Raw genomic sequence first — 19,384 nt, forward strand, 5'->3', positions numbered from 1 at the left:
GCGCGCTCAGCCCCCCAGGCTCGCCATGAACACCGCGCACAGCGCCGCCATGCCTTCGCGATCCTCCTCGTCGAAGCGAGCGATCCGCGGGCTGTCCACGTCCCACACGCCGAGCAGCGTGCCGTCCGGGCGGATCAGCGGCACCACGATCTCCGACTGCGACGCCGCGTCGCAGGCGATGTGGTCCTCGAAGGCTTTGACGTCGCGCACCAGCTGGATCTCCCGCGTACGCGCGGCCGCACCGCAGACGCCTCGGCCGAGCGCGATGCGCACGCAGGCCGGCTTGCCCTGGAACGGGCCGACCACCAGCTCGTTGCCGTCGAACAGGTAGAAGCCGGCCCAGTTGAGATCGGGCAGGCTGTGGAACACCAGCGCGCTGAAGTTGGCCGCGTTGGCGATCAGGTCGCGCTCGTCGGCGAGCAGCCCGCGCGCCTGCTGCACGAGGTCGGCATAGTGCTCGCGCTTGCTGGCGTAGGTGGCGGAAGAGAGTTCGAACATCGGCGCGGCTTCCGGGGCAAAGCCCGTATTATGCGCCCTCCCATGGCAGCGGAGATGCAGCGTGAGCCAGCCAGCGCAGGGCGGGCGCATCCGGCCCGTCCGTCACGACACATCGGCAGCGCGGTGATGAGTGCCGTGTTCGTCGCCGGTACCGACACCGGCATCGGCAAGACCCACGCCGCTTGCGCGCTGATCCATGCGCTGCGTGCGCAGGGCGGTCGCGTGTGCGGCATGAAGCCCGTCGCCAGCGGCTGCCTGGAGACGCCCGAGGGCAGGCGCAACGAGGATGCGCTGGCACTGCAGGCCGCCGGCAGCGAACCGCAACCCTACGCGGCGATCAATCCGGTGGCGTTGCGCGAACCGCTGTCGCCGCACCTGGCCGCGCGGCTGGAGGGCGTGACCATCACCATGCCGCCGCTGCGGGCCGCCTTCGATCGCCTGCGCATCACGCACGACACCGTGGTGGTCGAAGGCGTCGGCGGGTGGATGGTGCCGCTCGCGCCGGGGCTGCTGGCGTCGGCGATCCCGCAGCAGTGGGGCCTGCCGGTGGTGCTGGTGGTCGGTCTGCGGCTGGGCTGCCTCAATCACGCGCTACTGAGCGCGCGGGCGATCGCGGCCGACGGTTGCCGGCTGGCCGGATGGATCGGCAACCGGATCGACCCGGCCATGGCCGCGCTGGAGGACAACCTGGAAACCCTGCGCGCGATGCTGCCGGCGCCCTGCCTGGGCGTGTTGCCGCACGGCCTCGAACCGGCGCGCGCGGCCGGGCGGCTGGACCTGACGGCGCTGCGCCGACCCGCTGCCTGAGCGAGCGGGTCGGCGACGCCAGGTGGCGGCCGCTTCACGCACGGCATGTTTCGATCGATCCGGGCCCACCGCAGGAGTGCGCATGAGCAACCGCAACCACTACTACCTCTCCATCGACGACATCGGCCACGCGCACGGCGCCGATCCAGCGCTGGCGTGGCAGGGCAGCAGTCCCGACGACCTGGCCGCCACGCTGCAGGAGGCGTTGCGCGGCACCGCGCTGTTCGAACGCTGGCGCGCCATGCAGCCGGACCCCGATGCGGTCGACGCGGGGCTGGCCGCGACCGACCCGCAGGCGCAGGCCAGTGCGCGGCTCGCCGATCTGCGGGTGGACGTCGATCTGGTCACCGACCTGCCGATGCACGTGGTGCGATCGCGCTTGAACTGGCTGATCGGGCCGAGCTGGAAACTGCGCGACATGCGTGCCGCCTGAGCGCACGTGTCCGCGACTTCCGGCCCTTGGAAGTCCTGCTCCAGTGTGGTTAGAGTCGAGAACTCGACTCATCCGTTCCGCGCCGCGGACGCCACCTTGGGGAAACTTGATGCCTCGTCTTCGCCTGCTCGTGATCGCCACCTCGATCGCCATGGCCGCCTGCTCGCAATCGTCCAACGACCACCAGTCCACCCCCGCGCCCGCGGCGAGCGCGCCGGCATCGGCCGCCAGCACCGCACAGACGAACGCCGCCAACCCGTTCTTCACGGCGAGCACGCTGCCCTTCCAGGCGCCGCCGTTCGACAAGATCAAGGAGAGCGACTACCAGCCGGCGATCGAAGAGGGCATGCGCCAGCACCTGGCCGAGATCGAGAAGATCGCGGACAACCCCGAAGCGCCCACCTTCGACAACACCCTGGTGGCGATGGAGAAGTCCGGCGCGCTGCTCAAGCGCGTGATGCTGGCGTTCGACACGGTGACCGGCGCCAACACCTCCGATGCGCTGCAGAAGGTGCAGGAAGAGGAGGCGCCCAGGCTGGCCGCGCACCAGGACGCGATCTATCTCAACCCGAAGCTGTTCCAGCGCATCCAGACGATCTACGACCAGCGCGACAAGCTGAACCTCGATCCCGAGTCGCGGCGCCTGGTGGAGGTCACCTACAAGGATTTCGTGCACAACGGCGCGAAGCTTTCCGATGCCGACAAGGCCAAGCTGAAGGAGCTCAACAAGGAAGAGTCCACCCTCAGCACGCAGTTCACCAACAAGCTGCTGGCGGCCACCAAGGCCGGTGCGCTCACGGTGGACGACAAGGCCAAGCTGGCCGGCCTGTCCGAAGGTGACCTGGCCGCCGCGGCACAGGCCGCCAAGAGCCGCGACCTGGACGGCAAGTGGGTGATCCCGCTGCAGAACACCACCCAGCAGCCGGCACTGAAGGAACTGGAGGACCGTGCCACCCGCGAGGCGCTGTTCAAGGCCTCGTGGGACCGCGCCGAGCACGGCGGCGACAACGACACCCGCGCCACCATCGAGCGCATCGCGCAGATCCGCGCCGAACAGGCCAGGTTGTTGGGCTATCCCACCTTCGCCGCGTGGAAGCTCGAAGACCAGATGGCCAAGACGCCCGATCGCGCCATCGACTTCATGCAGAACCTGGTGCCGGCCGCCACCGCCCGCGCCGAGCGCGAGGCGAAGGACATCCAGGCCGTGATCGACCAGCAGCACGGCGGCTTCAAGCTCGCCGCGTGGGACTGGCAGCATTACGCCGAGCAGGTGCGCAAGGCCAGGTACGACCTGGACGAAAGCCAGATCAAGCCGTATTTCGAGCTCGACAACGTGCTGCAGAACGGCGTGTTCTACGCCGCCAACCAGCTCTACGGCCTGACCTTCAAGGAGCGCCACGACATCCCGGTGTGGCAGCCGGACGTGCGCGTGTTCGAGGTGTTCGACAAGGACGGCACCTCGATGGCGCTGTTCTATTGCGACTACTTCAAGCGCGACAACAAGGGCGGCGGCGCCTGGATGAGCAACCTGGTCGAGCAGTCGACCCTGCTCGGCACCAAGCCGGTGGTCTACAACGTCGCCAACTTCACCAAGCCCGCGCCAGGCCAGCCGGCGTTGCTGTCCTACGACGACGTGATCACCATGTTCCATGAGTTCGGCCATGCGCTGCACGGCATGTTCGCCGACACCCGGTACCCATCGCTGTCCGGCGCCAACACCGCGCGCGACTTCGTCGAGTTCCCGTCGCAGTTCAACGAGCACTGGGCGACTGACCCGAAGATCTTCGCGCACTACGCCAGGCACTATCAGACCGGCGAGCCGATGCCGCAGGCACTGGTGGACAAGATCAAGAAGGCGCGCAACTTCAACAAGGGCTACGACATGACCGAACTGGTCGCAGCCGCATTGCTGGACATGGGCTGGCATACCCTGCCGGCCGACGCGCCCAGGCAGGACGCCGACAAGTTCGAGATGGACACGCTCAGCAAGGACAAGATCAACCTGTCCTACGTGCCGCCGCGCTACCGCTCCAGCTACTTCCAGCACATCTGGGGCAACGGCTATGCCGCCGGCTACTACGCCTACCTGTGGACGCAGATGCTGGCCGACGACGGCTTCGAGTGGTTCAAGGAACACGGCGGCCTGACCCGCGCCAACGGCGACCGCTTCCGCAGGATGGTGCTCTCGCGCGGCAACACCGAGGACCTGGCGCAGATGTACCGCGATTGGCGCGGCAAGGACCCCAGCGTGGAGCCGATGCTGATCGACCGCGGACTCAAGGAAGCGCCCAAGGGCGGCGGGAAGTAAGCCCGAAGGGCCGGCGCAAGCCGGCCCTTTCGTTCGCGGTGGGCGAAGTGTCAGTACGCGAACTCGCGGAACACCGGGTCCACGCTGCCGCCCCAGGCGCCGTGGAACAGCTCCAGCTTGCGCTCGGCCGGGGTCTGGTTCGCCTCGACGATCTCGATCAGCGGTTCCAGGAAGATGCTCTCGTCGGCGCCGTTGCGGTTGCGGCGGTCCCGGTGCCTGAGGCCGTGTGCGGCGATCTTCAGCGTCTCGGCGGCGAGGTCGCGCACGGTGCCGCGGCGGAACGGCAGCTTGAGCGCCTGCCTGGGCACGCCGTCGCGCAGGGCGTGGCGCTCCTCCATGGTGAAATCCCTGACCAGGTCCCAGGCCGCGTCCAGCGCCTCGTCGTCGTAGAGCAGGCCGACCCATAGCGCGGGCAGGGCGCACAGGCGGTTCCATGGACCGCCGTCGGCGCCGCGCATCTCCAGGTACTGCTTCAGGCGTACCTCGGGGAAGGCGGTGGTCAGGTGGTCGGCCCAGTCCTTCATCGTGGCACGCGTGCCTGGCACGGCGTCCAGCCTGCCGTCGAGGAAGCGACGGAAATTCTGGCCGGCCAGGTCGATGTAGCGCCCGTCCTGGTAGCTGAAGTACATCGGCACGCCGAGGATGTAATCCACGTAGCGCTCGTAGCCGAAACCCTCCTCGAACACGAAATCGAGCATGCCGGTGCGGTGCGGATCGGTGTCGGTCCACACGTGCGAGCGATAGGAGAGGAAGCCGTTGGGCCTGCCCTCGGTGAACGGCGAATCGGCGAACAGCGCAGTGGCGACCGGCTGCAGCGCGAGGCTGGCGCGGAACTTCTTCACCATGTCCGCTTCGCTTTCGAAGTCCAGGTTGACCTGCACGGTGCAGGTGCGGGTCATCATGTCCAGGCCGAGCTGGCCGACCTTGGGCATGTACTCGCGCATGATCCGGTAGCGGCCCTTGGGCATCCAGGGCATCTCGTCGCGGCGCCACTTGGGCTGGAAACCCATGCCGAGGAAGCCCAGCCCCAGGCCGTCGGCGACCGAGCGCACTTCCTCCAGGTGCGCGTTCACCTCGCAACAGGTCTGGTGGATGGTCTCCAGCGGCGCGCCGGAGAGTTCCAGCTGCCCGGCCGGCTCCAGCGTGATGTTGGCCTTGTTGCGCGACAGCGCCACCGGCGTCTCGCCCTCGCGGGCGACGTCCCAGCCGTACTTGGCGGCCAGCCCTTCCAGCAGGGCGCGGATGCCGCGCTCCCCCTCGAAGGCGGGCGGCCGCAGGTCGTCCATGCGGAAACCGAACTTCTCGTGTTCGGTGCCGATGCGCCAGGCCTCGCGCGGCTTTTCGCCCGCGGCGAGGTAGTCGACCAGCTGCTGGCGGCTTTCGATCGGGGTGCTCTTGACGGCACTGGGTATGGACACAGGCAAGCCCTTGCTTGGGGGAGCGGCCACTATGGGGGCGTACAGGGCCACGAAAAGGGGGCCGTGCCGAAATAGTGTACGCCGGGGTACTGGATGGTGCCCGTGAAGTGCCGGGACCGCTTGCCGCAGGATGCTGAATCGCACCGAACTCTACTGTTATCTTTTCGTGAAGACGCTCCGTTGATGTCGGCCGTCGCACGCTTGCGCGTACAGGGGGGCATCAGAGGAGGAAACACGCGATGTCTACTGACTGTTGGCGTCAACGACTGACGCAGGCGGCCCTCTCGACCACAGCGCTCGTCCTGCTTGCGCCGTGCGTTGCGGCGGCTTCGCCGCTGGATGTCACGATCGAGCGCGCCGCGCCCCCTGTTCCTGTACCGCGCAGCGCGCCGTGCGAGGTCCGGCTGTTCAGCGATGCACCCTTCAAGGATCCGCCGACCAGCTACACCTTCGCTCCACCGGTCAGCTGCCCGCCGCCATGGAGCAAGGTCGTGCTGAGTATGGACCTCAGCGGCGCCAACGCGGAGGAGGGGATCGCCGTGGCATTGAATGGCGTGACTGTGTTCATCGGCCCGACGCCGAGCACACCGGTGACGTCGCACTGGCATGTGGAGCGGGACCTGACCGACTACAGCGCTCTCTTCAAAATGCCGGCTTCCGGCACCTTGACCGGGTTGCAGCCGTTCAGAGGCGGACTGGGCAACCAGCCGGCGACCGGCACTGCGACCTTGCGCTTCTATCCGCCGACTGCAGCGCAGCCGGCACCTCGCGTCCCCGATGCGGTGTATTCGGCCTACACGGCCCTGTTGCCGCCGTACCTCGTGCAGGGAGGCCCGTCCGGGGCCATCAAAGAGCTTGCCTCCTTGCCGCACAACATCGAGCGTGCCTACCTGGATGTCACGGCGAACGATTTTCCGTTCTGGTACACCTGCCTGACTGAGTCCATCTACCAGGCCCATCCGAGCCTGTGGAGCCGTATCGGGTTGGGCCTGGCCCGGCGAGGAATATGGCCCGTCGAGCAGGGGTGTCTTCCCCACGGCTATGCCGACGCAGGCGTGACAGTGGACGGGACGCCCGCAGGTGTCGCTCCATCGTTTCCGTGGCTTCCCACCCACTTCAGCATCAACTCCGGGCCCGTGCGATCGGTGTTCTGGAATGCGCTGGACGTACCTACCGACAGCGCCCAGTCCCTGGATTACACCCCCTGGCGGGTGGACCTGACCCCGTTTGCCGCAGTCCTCAACGAGGCCGGCACGCACCAGATTGCGCTGGACATGCCCAATCGCGTCGACAGCAACGGCGCATGGTTCTTGGCCCCTCGCAACGCGAACCTGCTGGTGTATCTAGATCACGGGAAGAAGCACCTGAATGGCGCGGTCACCTACAACTCGCTTTCCCGCACGCGGCCAGACCCCGCGATCGAAAGCAACTTCGGGCAGGACGGCGGCGTGTTGACGGGCCACATCGAAACTCGCTTCGGCCGCGACTTCAAGATCTGCGGTTACGTGGACACGTCGCATGGCCGCATCCGTACCGACGTTAGCCAGCAATCGCTGTTCCGAAACGTGCAGACTTTCCGTGTGTATGAAAGCCCTTACGGCAGCGCCACCCAATCGACATACGAGGAGGATGTGGCGCTGATGAGCACAGTGCAGACCACCAGCCGCCGCATCGGGAACGGAACGTTGTTGGCCGAGGACCGCCACACGGCGAGCTATCCGCTGACACTGGATTACCTCGGACGAGGGCGCTGGACCGACTGGTACCACGACCCGGAGGATCAGGCGTTCGATCTGGACCTGTTCGGCGGTTCAGTAAGTGCCCATCAGCAGCGGCGCGAAGAACACAGCCATTCCCGGCGCGGCCTGCCGGATTACCACGCGTACCTTTCCGAGGAGTTCTACGGCAGCCACACGGTCGACCCGTATACGCAGGCCAGCAGCGACTGGCACGCAGCACATGCGTTTGCCTTCCAAGACAACCGTGGCAGTTGCTACCAGAAGGTGGTGACCACCCAGAACGGCAGGCCGGAGGATGTCGCGACCGGCACGAGCTGCCCCAATGGGCAGAATCGGGTGCGCTGGTTCGCTCATCCGGATGGATCGGCCGAGGGACTGGGCTGGATGAATCCGTAACGAAACAGGCCGGCAAGGATGCCGGCCTGATTCACCCGAGGTACTTACCGCTTCATCGAATTGAAGAACTCGTCGTTGGTCTTGGTGTTCTTCATCTTGTCGAGCATGAACTCCATCGCCGCCAGCTCGTCCATCGGATGCAGCAGCTTGCGCAGGATCCAGATCTTGGCGAGCAGGTCCGGATCGATCAGCAGGTCCTCGCGGCGGGTGCCCGAGCGGTTGATGTCGATGGCAGGGTAGACGCGCTTCTCGGCGATACGGCGGGACAGGTGCACCTCCATGTTGCCGGTGCCCTTGAACTCCTCGTAGATCACCTCGTCCATCTTCGAGCCGGTGTCGATCAGCGCGGTGGCGATGATGGTCAGCGAGCCGCCTTCCTCGACGTTGCGCGCGGCGCCGAAGAAGCGCTTGGGGCGCTGCAGCGCGTTGGCGTCCACGCCACCGGTGAGCACCTTGCCGGAGCTCGGCACCACGGTGTTGTAGGCGCGGGCCAGGCGGGTGATCGAATCGAGCAGGATCACCACGTCCTTCTTGTGCTCGACCAGGCGCTTGGCGCGCTCGATCACCATCTCGGCGACCTGCACGTGGCGCGCGGCCGGTTCGTCGAAGGTCGAGCTGATCACCTCGGCGCGCACCGTGCGGGCGATCTCGGTCACTTCCTCCGGGCGCTCGTCGACCAGCAGGATGATCAGGTGCACGTCCGGGTGGTTGTACTGGATCGCCTGGGCGACGTTCTGCAGCATCATCGTCTTGCCGGACTTCGGCTGCGAGACGATCAGGCCGCGCTGGCCGCGACCGACCGGCGCCACCAGGTCCAGGATGCGGCCGGTGATGTCCTCGGTCGACCCGTTGCCGCGCTCGAGATGGAACGCCTTGCGCGGGAACAGCGGCGTCAGGTTCTCGAACAGCATCTTGTTCTTCGACGCCTCCGGCGGATCGCCGTTGATGTCGTCGACCTTGAGCAGCGCGAAGTAGCGCTCGCCTTCCTTGGGATGGCGCACACGTCCGGTGATGTAGTCGCCGGTGCGCAGGTTGAAGCGGCGGATCTGGCTGGGGCTGACGTAGATGTCGTCCGGGCCGGCCAGGTAGGACTCGTCGGCCGAGCGCAGGAAGCCGAAGCCGTCCTGCAGGATCTCCAGCACGCCCTCGGCCCAGATGCCGCCGCCGGAGCGGGCATGCGCCTTGAGGATGGAGAAGATCACGTCCTGCTTGCGCGCGCGGGCGACACCTTCCTGGATGCCCAGCGACTCGGCGAAGGCCAGCAGCTCCGGCGCCTTCATGCGCTTGAGCTCGGTGAGATTGATCAGCCGGTCGTTGCTGCCGATGTCCGCGTTCTCGTCGTCCTCGGGCAGGCCGCGCGGATTGCGGTTGGGCTGGCCCGGGTTGCCGCCCTGGCCGCCCGGGCGCTGGCCGCGCTCGTGACGGCGGCGGCGGCCGCGGTCGTTGCGGTCGTTGCGCCGCTCGTTGCCGCCCGGCTGGCCGCCGGGTTGGCCATTGCCGCCCGACGGGCCACCTTCACGCGCTTCCGCGCCGCGGTTGCCGTCGCCGGCAGGCTCCGCCGGGGCGGCGGGTGCCTCGGCCGGCGCCGCGCGCTCGGCAACGGGGGCCGGCGTGGGTGCGGGCGGAGGAGGCGGTGCCGCGGCGGGCGCCTCGGCGGCCGGCTGCGCGCCCCTGTCCGCCTTCGGCGTGTCGGCTGCGACAGGCGCCTTGCGGGGCGCGCGGGGACGCGGCGCGTCCGCGCTCTTGGTGTCGGCGCGCTTGGCGTCGGACGGTTCTTGGGTTTCGATATCGGACACGGGCAAACCTCGTCGGGCGCCGTTGGAGAACAGGAGGGAGGGACGAGCGTTGCGCGATGCGCGCAGGAGGGGCGAGCAGACCGCCCCCTTCGGTCGTTGGATCAATCTAGCACCCGCCGCGCGACGCCGTAAAGCGTGCGCGGCGGGAAGACTGCTTTACAGGGCCTTGTCGATCATCTGGCTCAGCTGGCCTTTGCCGACGGCGCCGATCTGGGTCGCCTCGACCTTGCCGTGCTTGAACACCATCAGCGTGGGGATGCCGCGTACGCCGTAGGTGCGCGGGGTCTTCTGGTTCTCGTCGATGTTCAGCTTGACGACGCGCAGCTTGCCTTCGTACTGCTTGGCCAGCTCGTCCAGCATCGGCGCGATCGCCTTGCAGGGGCCGCACCACTCGGCCCAGAAGTCGAGCAGGACGGGGGTGTCGGACTCGAGCACCTCCTTCTGGAAGGCATCGTCGTTGACGTGGGTAATCAGGTCGCTCACCAGGCTCTCCGTGGTTGCGTGGAAGGGGGTTGCGGACCGCGCGGCCGGCATCGGCTACACTGGGGCGCCCATGTTGCGCGGGTTCGAACCGGAAGACTGCGGGGATTGCCGTTGCGGCAGACCTCCATTCCAGCGTAACTCGGGTCGCTGTTCAAGCGATTCAAGGGCGGCGACGGAAGGTTCCGTTGTCATAGGTGAGCAGGCCGCGCCTTGCGCCATGGCCCTGCCACAGCCCGTTCACCTATGCCAGCGGAACCGCCGGTCCCACCGTCCCCATGGCGGAGCCGCGGCCCGATACGGCCGCGCCGCAACCCTCAACCGTTCCGCGCCCCCAGGGCGGCGGAGCCGGGCCCGGCCCCTGGCCGCCCGCACTCCTATCGAAGCGTCCATGTCCCAAACCGTACTGACCGACACCTTCTTCACCAATTTCGACCTCCACCCGCTGCTCCAGCAAGGCCTCGACGAGGCCGGCTTCACCCGCTGCACGCCGATCCAGGCGCTGACCCTGCCGGTGGCGCTGACCGGCCGCGACGTCGCCGGCCAGGCGCAGACCGGCACCGGCAAGACCTGCGCCTTCCTGGTCGCGCTGATGAACCGCCTGCTGACCCGCCCGGCGGTGGCCGAGCGCAAGGACTCCGATCCGCGCGCGCTGGTCATCGCGCCGACCCGAGAGCTGGCCATCCAGATCGACAAGGACGCGCGCAACATCGGCCGGCACACCGGCCTGAAGACCGCGCTGATCTACGGCGGCGTCGACTACGACAAGCAGCGCCAGCAGCTCAAGGACGGCTGCGACATCATCATCGCCACCCCCGGCCGCCTGCTCGACTACTACAAGCAGCAGGTGTTCGGCTTCAACGGCGTCGAGGTGATGGTGATCGACGAGGCCGACCGCATGTTCGACCTCGGTTTCATCAAGGACGTGCGCTACATCTTCCGCCGCCTGCCGGCGCGCGAGCAGCGCCAGGTGCTGCTGTTCTCCGCCACGCTCTCGCACCGCGTGCTGGAGCTGGCCTACGAACACATGCACGAGGCCGAGAAGCTGGTGGTGGAGACCGACAACGTCACCGCCGACAAGGTGCGCCAGGTCGTCTACTTCCCGGCCAAGGAAGAGAAGATGCCGCTGCTGCTCAACCTGCTGGAGCGCGAGAAACCCAGCCGCAGCATCGTCTTCGTCAACACCAAGGCCGCCGCCGAACGCATCACCGACCGGGTCAAGCGCCAGGGCTACCGCGTCGGCGCGCTGTCCGGCGACGTGCCGCAGCTCAAGCGCCAGAAGCTGCTGCAGCGCTTCCAGGACGGCCAGCTGGACATGCTGGTGTGCACCGACGTGGCCGCGCGCGGCCTGCACATCCCGGCGGTCAGCCACGTCTTCAACTACGACCTGCCGCAGGACGCGGAGGACTACGTGCACCGCATCGGGCGCACCGCGCGCCTGGGCGCCGAGGGCGACGCGATCAGCTTCGCCTGCGACCTCTACGCCATGAGCCTGCCGGACATCGAGGCGTACATCGGGCAGAAGATCCCGGTGGCGACGGTCGAGCCGGAGCTGCTGGTGATGCCCAGGCCGCGCGAGATCGACCCGCAGTTCGCCGCCCAGGCGGCGGAGGACAGCGCACAGTTCGGCGACAGGGTCGAGCCGCGTGGCGACGAGCGCACGTCCTCGCGCAGCCGCTCGCGCCGCGGTGGTCGTGGCGGCGAGCGCGCCCCGCGCGAGGGCCGTCCGCCGCGCGCGCCGCGGCCGCCGCGCGCCGAAGGCGAGGTGGCGGTGGCGACCGAGCCGCAGCCGGGCGTGGTCGGCGCGACCGCGGCCGCCCCGGACAAGGCGCCGGCCACGGAGGTTGGCGAGGGCGCACGCAAGCGTCGACGTCGCCGCGGCGGCCGTGGGCGCCGGCGCGAAGGCGGCGAGAACGCCGCGCCGCAGGCCGAGGCGACCACCGATAACCGCGCGCCGCACGGCGAGCGCAAGCCGCCGCGCGAGCGTGGCGCCGGCCCGTCGCGGCCGTCGCGCCAGGTGGCGGTGCAGGCGGGCGTGGAGTCCGCCGGCAAGAAGCCGGGCTTCTTCCGCCGCCTGACGCGTCTGTTCACCGGACGCTGAGCGCCTTCGATCCGTCTCCCCGCCGGGGATCGAAGGGATGGACGAGGGGTCGAGGCTAGCGCTGTTCCTTTGAGAGCGACGCGCAGGCAACGTCGCAAGGCCGGCCCCTCACCCGACCCACTCCCGGCCGGGCGAGGAAGCTGGCCTACCGTTCGTCGGCTCGAGGCAGGGCCACAAGCACCCCGTGCATCCCGTATCCTTTGCCCAGGTGCGGGACAAGGGAACCACACGCGGTGATCCGCTTCGACCAGGTGAGCAAGCGCTACGAGGGCGGCCACGAGGCGCTCTCGCAACTGTCCTTCGAGGTGGCGACCGGCGAGATGGCCTTCGTCACCGGTCACTCGGGCGCCGGCAAGAGCACCCTGCTCAAGCTGATCGCGCTGATCGAGCGGCCCTCGCACGGCGACATCGTGGTGGACGGCCAGCGGCTGGCCAAGGTCGGCCGCGGCGGCATTCCGCGGCTGCGGCGCCGGCTGGGCATGGTGTTCCAGGATCACCGCCTGCTGATGGACCGCACCGTGTTCGACAATGTCGAGTTGCCGTTGCTGATCGGAGGGATCGCACCGGCCGAGCGCGGACGGCGCGTGCGGGCGGCGCTGGAGAAGGTCGGCCTGCTCGCCTACGAGCGGCAGTTGCCGGCCTCGCTGTCCACCGGCGAGCAGCAGCGCGTGGGCATCGCCCGTGCGATCGTGGCGCGGCCGGCGGTGCTGATCGCCGACGAGCCGACCGGCAACCTCGACCCGCAGCTCGCCGTGGAGATCATGGGCCTGTTCGCCGAATTCCAGAACATCGGCACGACCGTGTTGGTCGCCAGCCACGACCTGCCACTGATCAAGCGCATGAAGAAGCGCGTGGTGGTGCTCGACCACGGGCGGCTGGTGGCCGACGTGGCGGCAGAGGAGGTGCTGTGAACGCGCCTGCCGTGACCGACAAGGCCGTACCGCGCAGCGAGCGCAGCCAGGCCCGGCGCTTCGCCGGCTGGCGCGAGCATCATGGCTGGAGCGCGACGGCCAGCCTGCACCGGCTGGGCGGCCGCCCGTTCGGCACGCTGCTGACGGTGGCCGTGCTCGGCCTGGCCCTGGTCCTGCCGCTGGCGTTCTACCTGCTGCTGGCGAACGTGCAATCGATGGGCAGCGCGCTGGGTCGCAACCCGGCGATCAGCGTGTTCCTCAAGGCCGACCAGGCCGGCGCCCAGGCCAACCTGCTCGCCGGCGAGCTGCGCGGCCGCCGCGACGTGGCGGCGGTGAGCGTCAAGACGCCGCAACAGGGTCTGGACGAACTGGCCGCGCTCGAGGGCTTCTCCGGCGCGGTGCACGCGCTCGACGACGCCAACCCGCTGCCGTGGGTGCTGGTGGTGCAACCCAGGGACGGTCTCGACGCGGCCGCGGTAGGGCGGCTGGTCGAGGCGCTGCGCGGCGAGCGCGCGGTCGACCTGGTGCAGGACAGCGGCCAGTGGCGGCAGCGGCTGGACGCGCTGCTCGACATCGGCCACCGGACAGTGCTGGTGCTGGCCGGCCTGCTGGCGCTGGCCGCCCTGCTGGTGGTCGGCAACACCGTGCGGACGGACATCGCCGGCCGCAGCGAGGAGATCGGCGTGCTGATGCTGCTCGGCGCCAGCCGTGCCTTCGTGCGGCGGCCGTACCTCTATGCCGGGATCTGGTACGGCCTGTTCGGCGGCCTGCTCGCCTCGCTGCTGGCGCTGGCGATCGAACTGGCGCTGGCCGGGCCCGCCGCGGAACTGAGCCGCGCCTATGGTGGTACGCTGACGCTCGCGGCGCTGCCGTGGTGGCTGCTGCTGGCGGTGCCGCTGGCGGCGGCCGTGCTCGGCTGGATCGGTGCGCGGCTGGTCAGCGCCTGGCAGCTGCGCAGGGCAGCGTGAAGCCAGCGCTCGTGGTGACCGCCATCGCAGCCGCCGTCGCGGGCAATGGTGCAAGATAGGCCGACCGTACGCGCGAGGCGTACGACGGGGTGGGTCGATGTGGATGGGTGGGGCATGAATGCAGGCATCGGCAGCCGCAGCGCCGGCACCGCGCCGCGAGTGCTGGTGGTGGACGGCTCCAAGGTCGTGCGCCAGCTGATCACGCGGGTGCTCAAGGCCGAACTGCCGGAGGCCGAGCTGGTCGGCTGCGGCAGCGGGGCCGAGGCGCGCGAGTTGCTCGAGCAGGGGCCGTTCGACTTCGTCACCGTGGCGCTGCGCCTGCCCGACATGGATGGCCTGGAGCTGGCCCGCCACGTGCGCGAGGCGGCGCAGGCCTACGTGCCGATCGTCGTGGTGTCCGGCGACGTCGACGCCCGCCTGCACCGGCGCGAGCTGGGCGAGCACGTCACCGACTACTTCGACAAGTCGCTGGGCTTCCAGGCGCTGGCCGACTTCATCCGCGGCTACGTGCGTCCGGCGGACACCGCCGAGGGCACCGTGCTGTACGTGGAGGACAGTCGCGTGGTGGCGCTGGCCACCCGGCGCATGCTGGAGAAGATCGGCCTGAGCGTGCGCCACGTGGTCAGCGTCGAGGACGCCCTGGCCATGCTGGAGACCGACCGCGCGCAGGGCCGCATCGGCGCCGACGTGGTGCTCACCGACGTCAGCCTGAAGGGCGAGCTCACCGGCGGCGACCTGCTCGAGCGCATCCGCAGCCAGTTCGGCTATGGCAAGGGCCAGCTGCCGGTGCTGGTGATGACCGGCGACGAGAATCCGGCCAACCAGGCCGCCCTGCTCAGGGCGGGCGCCAACGACCTGGTCGAGAAGCCGGTCGAGGAGCGGCTGCTGGTCACCAAGCTGCTGTTCCAGCTGCGCGTGGCGCGCCACCTGCGCGAGCGGGACCGCGCGGCATGAACGGCGCCGTCGCCGAGGCCGAGCGCATCCGCCTGGAGCCGTCCTGGAAGGCGCGCCTGGGGAGCCACCTGGAGCGCCCGGACATGCGCGCGCTGGCCGATTTCCTGCGCGCCGAGAAGCGCGCGGGCAAGGTGATCTACCCGCCCGGGCCGGAGATCTTCAACGCCTTCGCGCACACCCCGTTCGACCGGGTGCGGGTAGTGATCCTCGGCCAGGATCCCTACCACGGCCCCGGCCAGGCGCACGGCCTGTGCTTCTCGGTGCGCCCCGGCGTGCCGGTGCCGCCGTCGCTGCAGAACATCTTTGCCGAGATCGAGCGCGACCTCGGTATCCCGCGGCCGGACCACGGTTGCCTCACGCCCTGGGCGGACCGGGGCGTGCTCCTGCTCAACAGCGTGATGACGGTCGAGCAGGGCCGTGCGGGCGCCCACCAGAACCGCGGATGGGAGGGCTTCACCGACGCCGCCATCGAGGCGCTGAACCGCGAGCGCGAGGGCCTGGTGTTCCTGCTCTGGGGCGCCTATGCGCAGCGCAAGGGGCGGCTGGTCGACCCACGCCGCCATCGGGTGCTGAGCTCGGTGCATCCCTCGCCGTTGTCCGCGCACCGGGGCTTCATCGGCAACGGTCACTTCTCCGCGGCGAACCGCTATCTGGAAAGCCACGGGCAGGCACCGATCGACTGGTCGCTGCCACCGCGATCGCAACTGGCCGCTTGACCGGCAAAGGGGGGCTGCCGCCACCTTACGGAAAGGTTTCCAGCCAAGGAGCACGACCAATGCAAACCGTGGCTTCGGTATTCTCCTTTCGCTTGCTGTCGCCTGGCCGCTGGCCAGCACCGCGGCCCCCAGGACGGAGCCAACGCTTTCCCCGCTTCGAACAGCTCGACGCCAATCACGACGGTCTGCTCAGCCGTTCGGAGCTGCCCGACAGCCTGCAGGACATGCGGGCGTGCTTCAGCCAGTACGCCTACGTCGGAGGGCGGATTTCGCGGGAACCGACGCCCGGTACGCCGCCTACGCCGGCGTACCCGACGGCGTGCGGGTCACCCTGACGGAGTCCGACACGCACCGCCCGTAACGCCTGCCGGGGGCGCGGCTGAGCCCGTGGCCCGGTGACGGCGCGGCCATACGCCGGTTCACGACCGATAGATTCGGCCATGTGAACAATGGCCCCATGAGCCGCGCGGCAAAGGCTGGCGGAACCGCCGTTATTGCTGTACGATACGGTTCAATAATCCCGCAGCCGAACTTTTCGCTCCTTTAGCACTCTCAGCAGTCGAGTGCTAAGCTGCGTATAAATTGCCGGAGGTTCCACATGTCCCAAGCCTTGGTGACCGCCAACCTGCCGATCCCCAGCGTCGTTGGCAGCCTGGACGCCTACATCTCCGCGGTGCATCGCATCCCGGTGCTCAGCCATGACGAAGAGCAGGCGCTGGCGCGCCGCTTCGTCAAGGAGAACGACCTCGACTCCGCCCGCAAGCTGGTGATGTCGCACCTGCGTTTCGTGGTGCACGTGGCGCGCGGCTATTCCGGTTACGGCCTCGCCCTCGGCGACCTCATCCAGGAAGGCAACATCGGCCTGATGAAGGCGGTCAAGCGCTTCGATCCGGACCAGGGCGTGCGCCTGGTCAGCTTCGCGGTGCACTGGATCCGCGCGGAGATGCACGAGTTCATCCTGCGCAACTGGCGCATCGTCAAGGTCGCCACCACCAAGGCCCAGCGCAAGCTGTTCTTCAACCTGCGCAAGAGCAAGAAGCGCCTGGGCTGGATGAATGCCGAGGAAGTGCGCCTGGTGGCGCAGGACCTGGGCGTGCCGGAGGCGACCGTGCGCGAGATGGAGTCGCGCCTGTCGGGCCGCGACATCGGCTTCGAGGCGCCGGCCGACGCCGACGAGGACGCCAAGCCCGCACCGGAGGCCTTCCTGATCGACGAAGGCGCCGACCCCTACGAGAACGTGGCCGACGCGGACCAGGCCGACAGCCAGCTGGAGACGCTCTCCACCGCGCTGGCCAAGCTGGACGACCGCTCGCGCGACATCATCCAGCGCCGTTGGCTCAACGAGAACAAGGCCACGCTGCAGGACCTGGCCGACGAGTACGGCGTCTCGGCCGAGCGCATCCGCCAGGTCGAGGCGAACGCGATGAAGAAGATGCGCGCGCTGTTCTGAGCGGACGCGGCAACAGCCGCCGCCCGACCTGTGAAACACGACGGCCCCGCGAGGGGCCGTTTTTCTTCTCTGCGGTTGCCGCGGTGCGAGCGGGACCGTCGCGCAAGCCCGTCCCGCTTACAGCCGTTCGGCCAGCACCTTCTCCAGCTCGCGCTGGTCCGCGGCGAACTTGCGGATGCCTTCGGCGAGCTTGTCGCTGGCCATCGCGTCCTCGTTCATCCCCCAGCGGAAGCGCGCCTCGTCGATCGCGGGCGGACGCTCGCTGCGGGTGCCGTCGTCCACCAGGCGACGCGGCAGCGGCTCGGCGGAGGCGTCCAGCTGCTTGAGCAGGTCCGGGCTGATGGTGAGACGGTCGCAGCCGGCCAGCGCCTGGATCTGGCCCACGTTGCGGAAGCTCGCACCCATTACCACCGTCTGGTAGCCGTGGGTCTTGTAGTACTGGTAGATGCGCCGCACCGATTGCACGCCCGGGTCTTCGTCCGGCGCGTACTGCTTGACGCCGGTGTTGGCCACGTACCAGTCCATGATGCGGCCGACGAACGGCGAGATCAGGAACACGCCGGCCTCGGCACAGGCGACGGCCTGCTCGAAGGCGAACAGCAGGGTGAGGTTGCAGGGGATGCCGCGGCGCTCCAGTTCGCGCGCGGCGCGGATGCCCTCCCAGGTCGAGGCGACCTTGATCAGGATGCGGTCGCGCTTGATGCCTTCCTCTTCGTACAGCCCGACCAGCCGCTCCGCCTTGGCGATGGTGGCGTCGGTGTCGAAGGACAGGCGCGCGTCGACCTCGGTGGAAATGCGGCCGGGAATCAGCTCGAGGATCTTGCGCCCGACGGCGACCGCCAGGTGGTCGCAGGCATCGACCAGCTGCTGCTCGCGCGCATTGCCGCGCGACCTGGCCCAGGCCAGCGATTCCTCCACCAGCGGCGCATAGGCCGGCTGCGTGCAGGCCTTCAGCAGCAGCGAAGGGTTGGTGGTGGCATCGACCGGGCGCCAGCGGGCGATCGCGTCGATGTCGCCGGTGTCGGCGACGACGGTGGTGTATTCGCGCAGTTGTTCGAGTTGGGTCGGCACGTCGGTATCCGTAGCTGAATGTCAGGGGGGCGGCCCGTCCGGATCGGGGACGGCCTCCGCGTCGGCGCCGGTGACGATGCGGGCGTGGCGCTGGTAGGTCCAGTAGGCCCACGCCCAGTCCAGCAGCACCACCAGTCGGTTGCGGAAGCCGATCAGGAAATAGATGTGGGCGACCAGCCACACCCACCAGGCCGGTGGGCCGGACAGTCGCAGCCGTCCGAATTGTGCCACCGCGGCCATGCGGCCGATGGTGGCGAGCGCACCCCGGTCGCGGTAGTGGAACGGAGCCGGCGTCGAGTCGGCGTCGAGGCGGGCGCGAATGCGCGCGGCCGCATGACGGCCCATCTGCTTGGCCACCGGCGCCACGCCGGGCACCAGCGTGCCGTCGGCGCGTTCGACGCAGGCGAGGTCGCCGATCACGAAGACCTCCGGGTGCGCAGGCAGGCTGAGATCGGGCGCCACCCGCACGCGGCCGGCGCGATCCAGCGGAGCACCCAGCTGCCGGCCCAGCGGCGATGCGGCCACGCCGGCCGCCCACAGCACGGTGCGCGCGGCCAGCGGCTGCTCGCCCAGGCGGACCCCCTGCGCGTCGATCGCGGTCACCGCGGTGCCGGTGAGCACCTCCACGCCCAGGCGCTCGAGCTGGCGCTGCGCCTTCGCCGACAACGACGGATCGAATGCCGCCAGCAGCCGCGGTCCGGCCTCCACCAGCAGCACGCGCGCCCGCCGCGGGTCGCTGCGGCGGAACTCGCGCGGCAGGGTGTGGCGCGCGATCTCGGCCAGCGTGCCGGCCAGCTCGACCCCGGTCGGACCGCCGCCGACCACCACGAAGTTCAGCCATGGCCTGCGCTGGCCCGGATCGCTTTCGCGCTCGGCGCGCTCGAAGGCGAGCAGCACGCGACGGCGGATCGCGAAGGCGTCGTCCAGGGTCTTCAACCCCGGCGCCCAGCGTGCCCAGTCGTCGTGGCCGAAGTAGGCATGGGTCGCGCCGGTGGCGACGACCAGGAAGTCGTAATCCAGCGCGCCGTGCTCGAAACGCACGCGGCGCGCCGCGAGGTCCACGTCGATTGCCTCGTCGAGCAGCACGGTGGCGTTCGCCTGGCGGCGCAGGATCTGCCGCAGCGGCGCGGCGATCGACGGCGCCGACAAGCCCGCGGTAGCCACCTGGTAGAGCAGCGGCTGGAACAGGTGGTGGTTGCGCCGGTCGACCAGGGTGATGCGGACCGGCGCGTCGGCCAGCGCGCGCACGGTCGCCAGCCCGCCGAAACCGCCGCCGAGGATCACGACGTGGGGAAGCGTCGCACCAGCGTCCATGGCTCGTCTCGCGTGGGGAAGGGC

Annotated in this window: 16 protein-coding genes; 10 read left to right on the plus strand and 6 right to left on the minus strand. The window is 69.2% G+C overall.

Annotated elements, in window-relative coordinates; translation table 11 throughout:
• Positions 1–6: 6 nt before the first annotated feature.
• Positions 7–498, minus strand: coding sequence for a GAF domain-containing protein (locus WAT24_RS01810; protein WP_336806096.1), 492 nt, complete (start codon positions 496–498; stop codon positions 7–9).
• 126 nt (positions 499–624) lie between these two features.
• Here WAT24_RS01810 and bioD point away from each other — a divergent pair, with 126 nt between their 5' ends.
• From bioD to dcp, 3 genes are all read left to right on the plus strand, one after another.
• Positions 625–1,305 (plus strand): dethiobiotin synthase, encoded by a 681-nt coding sequence (gene bioD, locus WAT24_RS01815; protein ID WP_425605210.1) that lies wholly within the window; start codon positions 625–627, stop codon positions 1,303–1,305.
• A gap of 82 nt (positions 1,306–1,387) precedes the next feature.
• A complete protein-coding gene (locus tag WAT24_RS01820) occupies positions 1,388–1,738 on the plus strand; it encodes a hypothetical protein (RefSeq protein WP_336806097.1) in 351 nt (116 codons plus the stop codon).
• A 109-nt stretch (positions 1,739–1,847) separates the two neighbouring features.
• Complete coding sequence (gene dcp, locus WAT24_RS01825; protein ID WP_336806098.1) at positions 1,848–4,046, plus strand: peptidyl-dipeptidase Dcp; 2,199 nt, start codon at positions 1,848–1,850, stop codon at positions 4,044–4,046.
• A gap of 50 nt (positions 4,047–4,096) precedes the next feature.
• On the opposite strand, the gene WAT24_RS01830 is transcribed toward dcp, so the two are convergent.
• A complete protein-coding gene (locus tag WAT24_RS01830) occupies positions 4,097–5,464 on the minus strand; it encodes a glutamate--cysteine ligase (RefSeq protein WP_336806099.1) in 1,368 nt (455 codons plus the stop codon).
• Positions 5,465–5,703: 239 nt separating this feature from the next.
• On the opposite strand from WAT24_RS01830, the gene WAT24_RS01835 reads away from it, so the two are divergent.
• Positions 5,704–7,599 (plus strand): peptide-N4-asparagine amidase, encoded by a 1,896-nt coding sequence (locus WAT24_RS01835; protein ID WP_336806100.1) that lies wholly within the window; start codon positions 5,704–5,706, stop codon positions 7,597–7,599.
• A gap of 44 nt (positions 7,600–7,643) precedes the next feature.
• Here WAT24_RS01835 and rho read toward each other — a convergent pair whose 3' ends face one another.
• Together rho and trxA are read right to left on the minus strand one after the other, a co-directional pair.
• Positions 7,644–9,395 (minus strand): transcription termination factor Rho, encoded by a 1,752-nt coding sequence (gene rho, locus WAT24_RS01840; protein WP_336806101.1) that lies wholly within the window; start codon positions 9,393–9,395, stop codon positions 7,644–7,646.
• A 156-nt stretch (positions 9,396–9,551) separates the two neighbouring features.
• Entirely contained in the window at positions 9,552–9,878 is a 327-nt protein-coding gene (gene trxA / locus WAT24_RS01845) for a thioredoxin TrxA (RefSeq protein WP_425605212.1), read from the minus strand.
• A 388-nt stretch (positions 9,879–10,266) separates the two neighbouring features.
• Between trxA and WAT24_RS01850 the strand changes: the two genes are divergently transcribed.
• From WAT24_RS01850 to rpoH, 6 genes are all read left to right on the plus strand, one after another.
• Positions 10,267–11,976 carry a DEAD/DEAH box helicase gene (locus WAT24_RS01850; RefSeq protein WP_336806102.1) on the plus strand — a complete coding sequence of 570 codons (1,710 nt, stop codon included), beginning with the start codon at positions 10,267–10,269 and terminating at the stop codon, positions 11,974–11,976.
• 233 nt (positions 11,977–12,209) lie between these two features.
• Positions 12,210–12,887, plus strand: a complete 678-nt coding sequence (gene ftsE / locus WAT24_RS01855; RefSeq protein ID WP_336806103.1) for a cell division ATP-binding protein FtsE — start codon at positions 12,210–12,212, stop codon at positions 12,885–12,887.
• On the plus strand, positions 12,884–13,855 hold the full coding sequence (gene ftsX / locus WAT24_RS01860; protein ID WP_336806104.1) for a permease-like cell division protein FtsX: 972 nt from the start codon (positions 12,884–12,886) through the stop codon (positions 13,853–13,855). The genes ftsE and ftsX overlap by 4 nt, the downstream gene beginning before the upstream one ends.
• A 114-nt stretch (positions 13,856–13,969) precedes the next feature.
• On the plus strand, positions 13,970–14,809 hold the full coding sequence (locus WAT24_RS01865; protein WP_336806105.1) for a response regulator: 840 nt from the start codon (positions 13,970–13,972) through the stop codon (positions 14,807–14,809).
• On the plus strand, positions 14,806–15,525 hold the full coding sequence (ung, locus tag WAT24_RS01870; RefSeq protein WP_336806106.1) for a uracil-DNA glycosylase: 720 nt from the start codon (positions 14,806–14,808) through the stop codon (positions 15,523–15,525). The genes WAT24_RS01865 and ung overlap by 4 nt, the downstream gene beginning before the upstream one ends.
• A 598-nt stretch (positions 15,526–16,123) precedes the next feature.
• A complete protein-coding gene (rpoH, locus tag WAT24_RS01875) occupies positions 16,124–16,975 on the plus strand; it encodes an RNA polymerase sigma factor RpoH (RefSeq protein WP_336806107.1) in 852 nt (283 codons plus the stop codon).
• 117 nt (positions 16,976–17,092) lie between these two features.
• Here the strand turns inward: rpoH and tal are convergent, their stop codons facing one another.
• Both tal and WAT24_RS01885 read right to left on the minus strand, forming a co-directional pair.
• Complete coding sequence (gene tal, locus WAT24_RS01880; protein ID WP_336806108.1) at positions 17,093–18,046, minus strand: transaldolase; 954 nt, start codon at positions 18,044–18,046, stop codon at positions 17,093–17,095.
• Positions 18,047–18,067: 21 nt separating this feature from the next.
• Positions 18,068–19,360, minus strand: a complete 1,293-nt coding sequence (locus tag WAT24_RS01885) for an NAD(P)/FAD-dependent oxidoreductase (protein WP_336806109.1) — start codon at positions 19,358–19,360, stop codon at positions 18,068–18,070.
• Between the last annotated feature and the right edge of the window lie 24 nt (positions 19,361–19,384).

The organism is Fulvimonas yonginensis, from assembly GCF_037137055.1.
Classification (GTDB): Bacteria; Pseudomonadota; Gammaproteobacteria; order Xanthomonadales; family Rhodanobacteraceae; genus Frateuria_A; species Frateuria_A yonginensis.